At 63.9% G+C, this 13,033-nt stretch carries 10 protein-coding genes; 5 read left to right on the plus strand and 5 right to left on the minus strand.

Going from position 1 to position 13,033, the window contains the following annotated elements:
* Nucleotides 1–16: 16 nt before the first annotated feature.
* The 4 genes from QWL29_RS16690 to QWL29_RS16705 form a co-directional block, all read right to left on the minus strand.
* The gene (locus QWL29_RS16690) at nt 17–1,324 is read right to left on the minus strand and encodes an ABC transporter permease (protein WP_305824002.1); all 1,308 of its coding nucleotides are present in this window, start codon (nt 1,322–1,324) and stop codon (nt 17–19) included.
* A 9-nt stretch (nt 1,325–1,333) separates the two neighbouring features.
* Complete coding sequence (locus tag QWL29_RS16695) at nt 1,334–2,056, minus strand: ABC transporter ATP-binding protein (protein ID WP_305824003.1); 723 nt, start codon at nt 2,054–2,056, stop codon at nt 1,334–1,336.
* Nucleotides 2,057–2,085: 29 nt separating this feature from the next.
* Nucleotides 2,086–3,351: an efflux RND transporter periplasmic adaptor subunit gene (locus QWL29_RS16700; protein ID WP_305824004.1), complete on the minus strand. Its 1,266-nt coding sequence runs from the start codon at nt 3,349–3,351 to the stop codon at nt 2,086–2,088.
* Nucleotides 3,352–3,664: 313 nt separating this feature from the next.
* Nucleotides 3,665–5,449, minus strand: a complete 1,785-nt coding sequence (locus tag QWL29_RS16705; protein WP_305824005.1) for a YbhB/YbcL family Raf kinase inhibitor-like protein — start codon at nt 5,447–5,449, stop codon at nt 3,665–3,667.
* A gap of 177 nt (nt 5,450–5,626) precedes the next feature.
* Between QWL29_RS16705 and QWL29_RS16710 the strand changes: the two genes are divergently transcribed.
* On the plus strand, nt 5,627–7,222 hold the full coding sequence (locus QWL29_RS16710) for a MutS-related protein (RefSeq protein WP_305824006.1): 1,596 nt from the start codon (nt 5,627–5,629) through the stop codon (nt 7,220–7,222).
* 100 nt (nt 7,223–7,322) lie between these two features.
* Here the strand turns inward: QWL29_RS16710 and QWL29_RS16715 are convergent, their stop codons facing one another.
* A complete protein-coding gene (locus QWL29_RS16715; RefSeq protein WP_305824007.1) occupies nt 7,323–9,161 on the minus strand; it encodes a phosphoethanolamine transferase in 1,839 nt (612 codons plus the stop codon).
* Nucleotides 9,162–9,587: 426 nt separating this feature from the next.
* Here QWL29_RS16715 and rpsL point away from each other — a divergent pair, with 426 nt between their 5' ends.
* The 4 genes from rpsL to QWL29_RS16735 all read left to right on the plus strand — a co-directional run.
* A complete protein-coding gene (rpsL, locus tag QWL29_RS16720) occupies nt 9,588–9,974 on the plus strand; it encodes a 30S ribosomal protein S12 (protein ID WP_056336781.1) in 387 nt (128 codons plus the stop codon).
* Nucleotides 9,975–10,109: 135 nt separating this feature from the next.
* On the plus strand, nt 10,110–10,580 hold the full coding sequence (gene rpsG, locus QWL29_RS16725) for a 30S ribosomal protein S7 (protein ID WP_305824008.1): 471 nt from the start codon (nt 10,110–10,112) through the stop codon (nt 10,578–10,580).
* 117 nt (nt 10,581–10,697) lie between these two features.
* The gene (gene fusA, locus QWL29_RS16730) at nt 10,698–12,803 is read left to right on the plus strand and encodes an elongation factor G (RefSeq protein ID WP_305824009.1); all 2,106 of its coding nucleotides are present in this window, start codon (nt 10,698–10,700) and stop codon (nt 12,801–12,803) included.
* Between the two features lie 80 nt (nt 12,804–12,883).
* Nucleotides 12,884–13,033 (plus strand): GTP-binding protein (locus QWL29_RS16735; protein WP_017455025.1); only part of this gene is annotated, 150 nt, incomplete at its 3' end.

The raw sequence follows: 13,033 nt of genomic DNA on the forward strand, positions 1-13,033 counted from the left end.
GTGGCGTTCATTGTGCTCACTGGGATTTAAGCTGCATGGCCGGCGTCACCTGGCAGGCGCGCCAGGTCGGCAGCAGGCCGGCCACCAGGGCGGCGCAGATCGAGATCACGAAGGTCATACCCAGCATCTCCCAGTCCATGCGCGCCATGGCCGCCATGCTGCGGCTCTGCATGCCGATCAGCGCCAGCGCGCCAAAGGCGAGCAGCAGGCCGAGCAGGCCGCCGGCCAGGCCGATCACCCCGGTCTCGATCAGGAACTGCTGGAAGATCTCGCGGCGCGAGGCGCCCAGCGCGCGGCGGATGCCCACTTCGGATGCGCGCGCCGAGAACTTCGCCAGCAGCAGGCCGACGGTGTTCACCAGGCACAGGACCAGGAAGCCGAAGGCGAGCCAGGCCGACAGCCGGGTGTCGTTGCCGACCACCTTGCGCTGTTCCATCCATTCCATCACGTCGTACAGGCGGTTCGGCGCATTGCGCTTCAGGCGGCCGAGCTTGCGCTGCTCATTGGCGTAGTTGTCGAGGAAGGATTGCAGCTCGGCGCGATCAGCGCCCGAGCGGGTCTCGAACCAGGCCTGGACCCAGGTGCATTCCGAGGCCAGCAGGCTGGCGTAACCCGGATCGCGGGTCTGGCTGCAATTGACGCTGCCGTAGGGCGTGAGTTCCTTGCGCACGGCGGTGGCCAGCGGGATCATGAATTCCTCGCCGGTGGCCGGGCCGCTGCCGATCAGCTTGTAGTAGCGCGGCATCGGGTTCCAGTCGCCCAGCACGCCGACCACGGTGAAGGGCTCGCCCTTCATGACCAGGCGCTGGCCGACCGGGTTGGCGTCGCCATAGAGTTTTTCGGCCACCGTGCGATTGAGTACGACGACGTTCGCGCCGCGCGTTTCGTCGTCCGCGCTCCAGGGCTGGCCGTGCAGGAAGGGAACCTCGAACATGGCGAAGAAGTCGCGCGTCGGCGCCAGGCCGTAGGCCTGGAAAGCCGGGATGTCCTTGCGCGGCGGCTCGACCGGCATGCCGGTGCCGAACATGGCGGTGGCGCGCTCGGCCGGATGCTTGCGCAGCAGGTTCATCGCGTCCTGGTAGGACAGCTGCATGTCTTCGGGTTGGTCGTAGGTGGCGCCTTCCTCGGGCTGGCCGTTGTCGACGAAGGGCACGAACAGGCGTTCGCTCTTGCCGGGGATCGGGTCGCCCGACATCACGTGCAGGATGGCGAGCGTGGAGACGCTGGCCGCCACGCCGACGGCCAGGATCAGCACCATCAGCGCGGTGAGGGCCGGGTTGCGGCGCAGATTGCGCAGGCCGAGCTTGAAGTAGTAGGCAAACATGGCGCTTCCTTATGCAGTCGCGCTGGTCGATGCGGCCGCGGCATCCACCAGCGAGGGCGCGTGCCGCACCAGGTCGGACACCTGGCCGTCGATGATGTGGACGTTGCGGTGGGTGCGCACCGCCAGCTCGGGGTCGTGGGTCACCATCAGGATGGTGGTGCCGGCAGCGTTGATCTCTTCCAGCAGTTCCATCACGCCGCGCGCCATCTGCGTATCCAGGTTGCCGGTCGGTTCGTCGGCCAGCAGCAGCTTGGGCGAACCGGCCAGCGCGCGTGCGATCGCCACGCGCTGCTGCTGGCCGCCGGACAGTTCGGCCGGGTAGTGCTTCATGCGCGAGGCCAGGCCGACTTTTGCCAGCGCATCCTCGATGCGTTCCTTGCGTTCGCGCGCATTGAAGCCGCGGTAGCGCAGCGGCACGTCGACGTTGTCGAACAAATTCAGGTCGGGGATCAGGTTAAATCCCTGGAAAATGAAGCCGAGCTTTTCGTTGCGCAGGCGCGAGCGCGCGGCGTCGTCCAGCCCTTTCACGTTCACGCCGTCGAGGATGTATTCGCCGGAAGTGAATTCCTCGAGCAGGCCGGCGATGTTCAGGAAGCTGGTCTTGCCCGAGCCGGAAGGGCCGGTCACGGTGACGAACTCGCCCTGCTTGACGTCGATCTCGAAGCCGCGCAGGGCGTGGGTCTCGATCATGTGGGTGCGGTACACCTTGGAGAGCTTGGTCATGCGCAGCATGGGATGTCCTTTCGGGTTATTCGTTGTTGTCAGTTGATGGTGACGCGTGCGGCGTTCTTGAAAGCGTCGGTGCCCGAGACTACAACCTGGTCGCCCGGCTTCAGGCCGGACACGATCTCGACCGCAGACATGCTGGTCGCGCCGATCCGGATCGGGGTGCGCACCGCGGCGCCATCGCGCACCACGTAGGCGAAGCGTCCGCCTTCGTTTTCCACGAAGGGGCCGCGCTGCACCATCACCACGTTCGGCTTTTCCTCGATCAGCAGGCGCGCCGACACGCGCTGGCTCTGGCGCAGGCCCTTCGGTTGCGCGCCGTCGAAGCGCACCCGCGCCAGCACCTGGTTCTTCACCACTTCCGGCGACAGCGCGGTCAGCTTGCCGGTGGCGCTGCCGGCGGGCAGGGTGATCTCGGCGTTCATGCCCAGGCCGAGGTCGGAGACATAGGTTTCCGGGACCTCGATCTCGACTTCCAGGCGCGACAAGTCGACCAGGGTCATCAGCGGCGCGTTGGCGGCCACCACCATGCGGTTCTGGACGTTCAGGGTGCCGATGAATCCGTCGACCGGCGCGCGTACGGTAAGTTCGTCGACGCGGCGCTGGGCGTTCGCCATCGACAGGCGCGCGCGTTCCAGCTCGTTGGCCTTGGTGCGGATCGCCAGGGCGACGTCGTCGCCTTCCAGGTTGGCGGCCTGGCTGGCGTGGCGCGCGCGGATCTGGGCCGAGTTCAGGGCGTCCTTGGCCTTTTGATAGTCGATCTTGGCGATGATGCCGACCTGGCCGACGCTGTCGTAGCGTTCCAGGGTGCGCTGGGCGGACAGGCGGTCGATCTCGGCGGTGTCGGCTTCGCGCTGGGCCAGCAGCTTTTGTTTGCGCGAGAGGATCTGCTGGCGCGCGACTTCGGCTTTCAGCTGCTCGTAGGTGGATTGCTCGCGCTTGAGGGCGTCGGACAGATCGGGGGATTCGAGCACGGCGAGGATGTCGCCCTTCTTGACCGTGTCGCCGGCGGCGACCTGCAGGTTGACGATGGCGGGGGCGGTGGCGAACAGCGTCGGGCTGACGGCTGCGACCACGCGGCCGTTGACCGAGGCATCGCGCAACAGGGTGCCGCGGCCGACTTCGGCAATGCGCAGGCGGCTGGCGCTGACGGAGTGGCCGGCGCTGCTCCAGTTGGAAAAGAGCAGGGCGGCGGTTGCCGCCAGCACGACGGCTGCGCCGACGAACAACGCAGGGCGCTTGAGTTTGTGGGACGGGGGCGCGGTGACGGCGGCGTCCTGGTGGGAGGTATCGCGGATCATGGTGTGTGCGTTTTGACGACGTTGTATGCAGTCGTTATTGCACGATCCGTGCCAGGGGTTAAGTCATTGATTTTTCATGGAGTGAGGGTGCGGGCGGACGTGTCCGGGGTGTCCGCGGCGGGGGCGGCGGTCGTTCGCGGACACGGGCGTGTCCGCGTGGTGTACGGGCGGTAATGGGGCTGTCGCCTGTGATGTTATCGGTGTGTTGAATCCGCGTGGGCACTCGTGCCCACGCGGATCGAGCAAACCAATAACGGCACAGGCAACAGCCCCACGACATTCGCAATGGGGCTTTTACAACCCCATCACGACATCACTTCTGCGGCTTCTGCTTCTGCCCATACTTCCCGACGATCTCGCCCTTGCCCATCACATGCCCATGCATCGCCTTGAGCAGCGTATCCCGGTCCGACCCGAACGGCACCTCCAGCATCGCGTCCAGCGCATATACCTGGAAGTGATACGGATGCGCCGCCTCGCCCACCGGCGGCTTCGGCCCGTAATACCCCACCGATCCGCGCGTGTTCCGCCCTTGCAGCACCCCATCCGGATCGGTCAGCCGCGGCTGCTCCTGCACGCCCTCCGGCAAACTGGTGACATTCGCCGGAATATTCCACGCCAGCCAATGCACGAACGGCGCCACCGGTTTCGAATCCGGGTCCTCCGCAATGATCGCGTACGACTTCGCCCCCGGCACCGCCTTCCACGCCAGCGCCGGCGACACGCCATCGGCGTACTCGCTGTACTTCTGGTCCATCATGCCGCCACTGCGGAAGCTGGACGACGTCACCGTCACCGACCCCGACGCCTGCGTCTCCGCCCGCTTGTTCGCCAGCGGCACGCCATTCCCCTTGTTCGCCTGCTGCTCCATCGGCCCGGCGGGCGGCACCGCAGCCGCACCGCTCGGCGCCGAAGCCCCGGACCCGGTATAGGCCACGCGATAGATCACCCCGTTCGCATCGTCCGCCATCAGCAGCGCCCCATCCTTGGCAAACGCCAGCCCGACGGGCCGCGCGATGTGCGTCTTGCCGCCATCCGTCAGGAAGCCGGTGACGAACGGCTCGACACCTTTCGGCTGCCCATTCTCGAAGCGCACGCGCACGATCTCGTAGCCGGAAGCCGGATTGCGGTTCCACGAGCCGCGCATGGTCGCGAAGGCGTCGCCGCGGTACTGCGCCGGGAAGGCGCTCTTGTCGGCGAAGACGAACTGCATCGGCGCCGCGTGCGCGGTGTAGCCCAGCACCATCGGCGTGCTGCGCTTCTTCCATTCTTCCTTGCTGATCTCGCCCTGCGGCGTACTTTGCGGGTAGACCTCGTTGTTGCCGAAGACGTGAGGCCAGCCGTACTGCTTGCCCATCTCGATCTTGTTCAGCTCTTCCTGCTGCTGGTTATCGCCCAGGAAGTCAATGCCGTGGTCGAAGCCCCACAGTTCGCCAGTCTGCGGATGCCAGGCATAGCCGATCAGGTTGCGCAGGCCGCTGGCGAAGATGCTGCGCTGCTTGCCGTCCGGGGAGGCGCGCAGCAGGGTGGCGTTTTCCGGATTGCTCTCGTTGCAGGCATTGCAGGTGCTGCCGACGCTGATGTACAGCATGCCGTCCGGGCCGAAGGCGATCGTGCGGTTGGCGTGCTGGCCGGCGTCGGGCAAATCGCCGATCAGCATCTTCAGCTCGCCCAGGCGCCCGTCGGACTGGATGTCGGCGACGAACAGCTCCTTGGCAGTAATCAGGTACAGCTTGTTGTCGCGGATCGCCAGGCCGTGGGCGCCGGCGCGGTTGGCCACCGTGACCGGCGCACCATCGGCACGGCCATCGCCATTCGCATCCTTCAGCAGCAGCACGTCGCCCTGGTCGCGCCGGCTCACATACACGTCGCCGTTCGGCGCCACCGCGATGATGCGCGCGTTCTTCAGGCCGGTGGCAAAGGGCGTAACGCTGAAGCCGCCCGGCGCCTTGATGGCGCGGATGCGTTCCGTCGTCGGCTCGACCTTGTTCGGCTTCCAGATGTTGATGTTGGTGGAGAACTGGGTGCCGTCGCCTTGCTGGGCATAGGCGGCCGAAATGGCCAGGCCCATCAGGGGAGCCGCGAGTGCGCGTTTCATCGTGCCGTCCTTTCGTGTCGATGTCGTCGTGTGAGTATTGGTCGGTTCATCGTGCCAGAGACGCGCGCGGCAGTATGTGGGGGAACGAACATTGGATGAGTCCGCTCGCTGTTGATTTTTGTCAACTTGTCCACAGATGGGGACAGGAATACTTCCCCACTTTCCCTGGAACCGACCATGACCGCCTTTGCCGCCACGCTGTTCGACTCGTTCAGGAGGGGCGCGCGCAGCCTGCTTGCCTGGCCGGACGCGGCCCCGATCGACTATCCGTTTGCCGACAGCGACATCGCCCAGCTGCACCGGGTAGCGCCCACGGGTGAGGCCGCGCTCGACGACCAGACCTGGAACGACCTGCTGCTGCCGCGCTACCACGAGCGCCTGGGCGGCGGCGTGAGCATCTTCGGCAAGCAGGCCCTGTACCGGAGACTGCGCGGCGGCGCGAACGATGCGCAATGCGCGGACCAGGCCGAACGCCTGCGCGCGCTGATGGCCGATCCGGCGCGGCGCACGCAACTCGAGGCGGCGCTGCGCCCTTTGCGCGATGCCGACACTGAAACGGCGGCTTTGCTGTTCGAAGGGAAGGCGTCCGCGCCGCCGGCCTGGCTGCGCTGGACCTGGCTGCTGCCGCTGGCGCTGCTGGCGTCGGTTGCCGGCGTTATCCTCACGCCGCTGTCCTGGCTGGCCACGGCCGGCGTGCTGTATCTGCTGATCGCCGGGCAAATGCGCTACCACGAGCGCGTCGAGGCCTGGAAGCGGGCGCTGAACACGCTGCAGATGCTGCTGCTGGCCAGCAGTGCCGTCGGTACGCGCGACCTTGCAGCCCCGGCGTCACTGCGCGATGGCGCGCAGCAGGCAGCAAAGCTCAGCCGCAGCCTGGCGCGCTCGATGTTCGCGCGCATGAGCCAGGACGGTGGGGCCTATGGCGACTGGTTCATGCTCTCCAACGTCAAGCACTATTACCGTACCCAAGCCATCGTGTTCGCGGAGCGCGATTTCCTGATTGGGTGCTATCTGGCCTGCGCCGAGCCCGAGGCCGACCTGGCGCTGGCGCGCACGCTGCTCGCGTCACCGGCGTGGTGCTGGGCCGAGCGCAGCGGCGGGGCGATCGAGATCGAGGCCGGCGTGCATCCGCTGCTGGCGTCTCCGGCCGCGCTGTCGGTGGCGCTGGAAGAGAAGGGGGCCTTTATTTCTGGGCCGAACGGTTCCGGCAAGAGCACCTTCCTGCGCATGCTGGGCCTGAACCTGGTAGTGGCGCGCGCCTTTGGCTTCTGCCATGCGCGCCGCGCACGGCTGCCGGCGCTGCCGGTGTATGCCAGCATGCAGAACGAGGATTCGCTGCTCGACGGCCAGAGCCTGTACATGGCCGAGCTGCGCCGGGCGAAGGAGCTGATTGCCGCGGCCGAGGGGCCGCATCCGGGCATCTGCCTGATCGACGAGATCTTCCGGGGCACCAACCACGTGGAGTCTGTGGCGTCGAGCGCGGCGGTGCTCGACACGCTGGCGGCGCGGGCGCGGGTGGTGGTGTCGTCGCACAACCTGGTGCTGGCCTCATTGCTGGAGCATCGATTCGAGGCCTTGTGCCTGGGGCGTGACGCGCAGGGCGAGCTGGTGCTGGCGCCGGGCGTGCTGGCGCAGACGAACGGCATCGCGCTGCTGGCGACGCAGGGCTTTGGCGCGGAGATCGAAGGCAAGGCGCAGAAGGTGGCGGCCTGGCTGGAGTCGTATCTAGGCCAGCCCGAGGCGGGTGCGCATGTGTTGAATTCACCGGCGTAGGGTGGGCGCCCCTGTGCCCACGCGTGAACGATGAGCAGTGTTGGCTGTGCCAGCGTCACGCGTGGGCACAAGTGCCCACCCTACACGAATCCGCCGCGTGTCACTTCCTCGGCAGCGGCGTCCCCTTGTCGATCACCTCGCGGCAATCGCCGCGCATGCGCGCGTTGTCGTAGTCGGTCCAGCCATAGCTGTCGACATAGCGCTTGTGGCGCTTCCACTGCGGGCTGGCGATGCTCCATTCCAGGCGCTCGCCCGGATAGCGGATGTCGCCCAGGTCCACCAGCGTATGGAACACGTTCTCGGTCGACAGCCGCGCCTTGCGGTGCCCCTTCAGCTGCGCCACCTTGGCCGGATAGAGCGCGGCATACACATCCGAATACCAGACAAAGGCCGGCACGTGGAATTCGTATTGCGTGTTATGGCCATGGAAGGCCAGGTCGCAGGACTTGTCGTACAGGGTCTGGCCGTGGTCGGCTACATACATCAGGGCCGCCGCCTTCTCGGGCGATTTCAGCCTGGCGATCACCTGGCTCAGGAACCAGTCCGTGTACAGGATCGAATTGTCGTAACTATTGCTCATCATTGGCTCGATGGCGTCGTCGGTGACCACCGGCTTGTCGACGCCGCGCAGCGAGGGCGTCCACTTGTCGAATTGCGCCGGATAGCGGTGCGCGTAGTTCCAGTGGCTGCCCAGGGTGTGCAGCACGATCAGCTTCTTCGGCGCCGGGTCCTGCAAGGCCCGCGCCAGCGGGTTGAACAGCACTTCGTCAAGGTTCGAGCGCGTGGTGAAGCCGCCCAGGTTCAGGAACTCGACGGTGTCGGCTTCCTTGGCGAACACCGACACCGGCGTGTCGAACTTGCCGAAGGAGATCTGGTTCGACAGCCAGTACGTTTTATAACCGGCTTCCTTGAAGGCGGTGAGGAAGGATTTTTCGGTAAAGCCGTCCTTCAGGCTTTGCATCGCGGGTTTACGCGAAATGATGACCGGCACCGACAGGCGCGTGGCCGATACCGAGGTAATCAGGTCCTGCAGCGGCACCAGGTTCTCTTCTTTCGCCAGCAGCGGATTGGTCTCGCGCGTGTAGCCGTTGATGCTCCAGCGGTCGTAGCGCGCCGATTCGCCCAGCACCATCACCAGCACGTCCGGGGCGTTGGCCGGGTCGGCCTGGCGTGCGTCGAAGCGGAAGGCGGCGCTGCGCCGGTTCAGATCGGCCAGGTACTGGCGCTCTTTATAGAAGTCGACGCCGCGCGCCACCAGGCCGAAGGGCCAGGAGCGGGCAAAGGCGTCCAGCTCGACCGGCAACCTGGCCCAGCCCGGCAAGCGCGGCGCGCTCCAGGAGGCGGCTGAAGCATCAGCCGAAGCCGACGCGGTAGCCGATGCGGCTGGCCTGGCGGCGGCGGCCAGGTGTACCCGCGCGGCGGAGGCAACGGCAGGCTTCGGTTCCGGCGCCACGCCAACCTGCTTTTCGTAGGCAAACACGGCAAGCGCCAGCCCCAGCACGCCCAGCACCACCCAGCGCGAACCATCTCGCCAGTCGAGCGCACGGGTGCGCAAGGCGGCACGCCAGCTGCTGCCCCACCAGGCCAGCACGCCCAGCAGCACCGCCACCAGCAGCCAGGCCTTGGAACCCAGGAATTCCATGGCCTCCAATGGGCCGGTCTCGGCCATGATGCCGAGGTGGTGGGTCGAGATGCCCTGGCCGTAGTAGGTATATAAGTAGAGCTCGGTGGGCAGCGCCAGGAAGGCCGGCAGCAGCAGCGGATGGAACCAGGCCGGGCGCTTGAACAGGGCCCAGGCCGCGATCCAGGCGATGACTTCGACGCCGAGCACCTGCAGCGGCCGCGTGACTGGCAAGCCCAGCAGCAGAGGGAAGAAGGGGATCGCCGACAGCACCGCATACGTAAGCACGAGGTACAGGGTCGCCGGAGAGAATGGCAAACACAGCGGCAAACGCAGCGGCGGGCGTACAGGCAAACGCATGAGCAGGGATGAGCAGTGGCGGCAGAGGAAAGTCGGCTATTATCCGATCTTTATCGCCGGAAAGGCTATTCCTGCCGTGCAAGGCACTTCTGCCAGGCATCGGCGCTTGTGTCAGGACTACCACACACCACGGCGTTTACCGGCGCTTTCGACCGGTCGTCCCCCGTCGTCGCCAGTAAACCGGTTGACCTCAGTTTGCGGGAAGTCTATACTCGCGAGTTCTCGATTTATTCTGGCAATCGTATACGCTCTCGCAGCCGCTCCTTTTCGGTGAGTGGCTTTCGTCGCCTCCGCTGTCAGTCTTAACGGGACTAGGTTTCAGTCCCCGGGTCGCCTTTGCGCGGTTCGGGTCATCAACTGTAGTACTTTGTTGGATTAGGAACGATGCCAACCATCAATCAACTGATTCGCAAGCCGCGCGTTGCTGCGGTTGTGAAGAGCAAGTCGCCGGCACTTGAAAACTGCCCGCAAAAGCGCGGTGTTTGCACCCGTGTGTACACCACGACCCCGAAGAAGCCTAACTCGGCTCTGCGTAAAGTCGCCAAAGTTCGCCTGACCAACGGTTTCGAAGTCATTTCGTACATCGGCGGTGAAGGCCACAACCTGCAAGAGCACAGCGTTGTCCTGCTGCGCGGCGGTCGTGTCAAGGATTTGCCAGGTGTGCGTTACCACATGGTCCGCGGCGCACTGGATACCCAGGGCGTGAAAGACCGTAAGCAAGCTCGCTCGAAGTACGGTGCAAAGCGCGCCAAGGCCGGCGCCAAGAAGTAATCCTGCGGCCCTGTCATCGACAGGTCACATTGAAAAGTTAAGTTGAGCCGGCCGCGAGGCCGAGTAAGTGAAAGATCATGAGGGTCTTTCGCGAGTGCTGAAAAAGCACTCAACTGAAGATAGGAAGGAATTGAAATGCCACGTCGTCGTGAAGTACCCAAGCGCGATATCCTGCCGGATCCAAAATTCGGTAACACCGATGTCGCCAAGTTTGTCAACGTCCTGATGCTGTCCGGTAAAAAATCGGTCGCAGAAAACATCATCTACGGTGCGTTCGAATACATCCAGACCAAATCGGGCAAGGACCCGCTGGAAGTGTTCGCAGCTGCGATCAACAACGCCAAGCCAATGGTGGAAGTGAAGTCCCGCCGCGTCGGCGGCGCCAACTACCAGGTGCCAGTTGAAGTTCGTCCAGTTCGTCGTATGGCGCTGTCCATGCGTTGGTTGCGCGAAGCCGCAAACAAGCGCAGCGAAAAATCCATGCCACAACGCCTGGGTGGTGAACTGATGGAAGCCGCAGAAATGCGCGGCGGCGCGATGAAGCGTCGTGACGAAGTGCACCGTATGGCTGAAGCCAACAAAGCGTTCTCGCACTTCCGCTTCTAAAAAATTGGCCAATCTTCTACGGAAGTGCGGCCCTGCAGTATCTGTTGTTCAGGCCGGGCACATTTTGATCACCAAGATGCCGCCCGGTTTTGTCCATTCAAAGATTTAGGAAAAATTATGGCACGCAAGACCCCCATTGAGCGCTACCGCAATATCGGTATTTCCGCTCACATCGATGCTGGTAAGACCACCACCACCGAACGCGTCCTGTTCTACACGGGCGTGAACCACAAGATCGGCGAAGTGCACGATGGCGCGGCGACGATGGACTGGATGGAGCAGGAGCAGGAACGCGGCATTACCATTACCTCGGCAGCGACGACCTGCTTCTGGAAAGGTATGGCCGGTAACTTCGAGCCGCACCACATCAACATCATCGACACCCCGGGCCACGTCGACTTCACCATTGAAGTCGAACGCTCGATGCGCGTGCTCGACGGCGCCTGCATGGTTTACTGCGCAGTCGGCGGCGTGCAGCCACAGTCGGAAACCGTGTGGCGCCAGGCTAACAAGTACAAAGTCCCACGTCTGGCCTTCGTCAACAAGATGGACCGTACCGGTGCGAACTTCTTCAAGGTCTACGACCAGATGCGCGCGCGCCTGAAGGCCAACCCGATCCCTCTGCAGATCCCGATCGGCGCGGAAGAGAACTTCCTGGGCGTGGTCGACCTGGTCAAGATGAAAGCGATCATCTGGGACGACGCTTCGCAAGGCATGAAGTTCGACTACCGCGACATCCCTGCGGAACTGGTCGACCAAGCCAACGAATGGCGCGAAAAGCTGGTCGAAACCGCCGCTGAAGCGTCGGAAGAGCTGATGAACAAGTACCTGGAAGAAGGCGAACTCTCGGAAGAAGAGATCAAGGCCGCCCTGCGCCAGCGTACCATCGCATCGGAAATCGTCCCGATGATGTGCGGCACCGCGTTCAAGAACAAGGGCGTGCAAGCCATGCTCGACGCCGTGGTCGAATACCTGCCATCGCCAATCGACATCCCGCCAGTCTCGGGTACCGATGAAGATGACCAGCCGATCACCCGCAAGGCCGACGACAACGAGAAATTCGCTGCGCTGGCATTCAAGATCATGACCGACCCGTTCGTCGGCCAGCTGATCTTCTTCCGCGTCTACTCGGGCATGGTCAATTCGGGCGACACCGTCTACAACCCGATCAAGGGCAAGAAGGAACGCCTGGGCCGCATCCTGCAGATGCACGCGAACCAGCGCGAAGAAATCAAGGAAGTCCGTGCCGGCGACATCGCCGCAGCGGTCGGCCTGAAGGATGCGACCACGGGCGAAACCCTGTGCGATCCAACGGCTGTGATCACCCTGGAGAAAATGGTCTTCCCTGAGCCGGTCATCCAGCAGGCCGTCGAGCCGAAGACCAAGGCCGACCAGGAAAAAATGGGCCTGGCGCTGAACCGCCTGGCACAGGAAGATCCGTCGTTCCGCGTGCGTACCGATGAAGAATCGGGCCAGACCATCATCGGTGGTATGGGCGAGCTGCACCTGGAAATTATCGTCGACCGCATGAAGCGTGAATTCAACGTCGAAGCAACCGTCGGCAAGCCACAGGTTGCCTACCGCGAAACCATCCGCAAGGCAGTCACCGATGTCGAAGGCAAGTTCGTCAAGCAGTCGGGCGGTCGCGGCCAGTACGGTCACGCAGTCCTGACCATCGAACCGCAAGAACCGGGCAAGGGCTTCGAGTTCGTCGACGCCATCAAGGGCGGTGTGATTCCTCGCGAATACATCCCTGCGGTCGAAAAAGGTGTGCGCGAAACCCTGACCAACGGCGTGCTGGCTGGTTACCCAGTCGTCGACGTCAAGGTCACCGTCACCTTCGGTTCGTACCACGACGTCGACTCGAACGAGAACGCGTTCCGTATGGCCGGTTCGATGGCATTCAAGGACGGCTGCCGTAAAGCATCGCCAGTCATCCTGGAGCCGATGATGTCGGTGGAAGTGGAAACGCCGGAAGACTACGCCGGTAACGTGATGGGCGACCTGTCGTCGCGTCGCGGTATGGTGCAGGGCATGGACGAAATCCCAGGCGGCGGCGGCAAGATCATCAAAGCCGAAGTGCCTCTGTCGGAAATGTTTGGTTACTCGACCTCGCTGCGTTCGGCGACCCAGGGCCGTGCAACCTACACGATGGAATTCAAGCACTACTCGGAAGCGCCGAAGCACGTCATCGATGCAATCGTGACCGCAAAAGCCAAGTAATTGAAGTATCGGCCGCGGCGGGTGTCCGCCGCGGCTACAATAACTAAATAAATAAATCGTTCTTTTAAAGGAAGATCAAAATGGCAAAAGGTAAATTCGAGCGGACCAAGCCGCACGTCAACGTCGGCACCATCGGTCACGTTGACCACGGCAAGACCACGCTGACCGCAGCAATCGCTACCGTCCTGTCGAAGAAATTCGGCGGCGAAGCAAAAGCATACGACCAGATC

Origin of the sequence: Massilia brevitalea (genome assembly GCF_030711405.1) — a bacterium.
Lineage (GTDB): Bacteria > Pseudomonadota > Gammaproteobacteria > Burkholderiales > Burkholderiaceae_D > Telluria > Telluria brevitalea.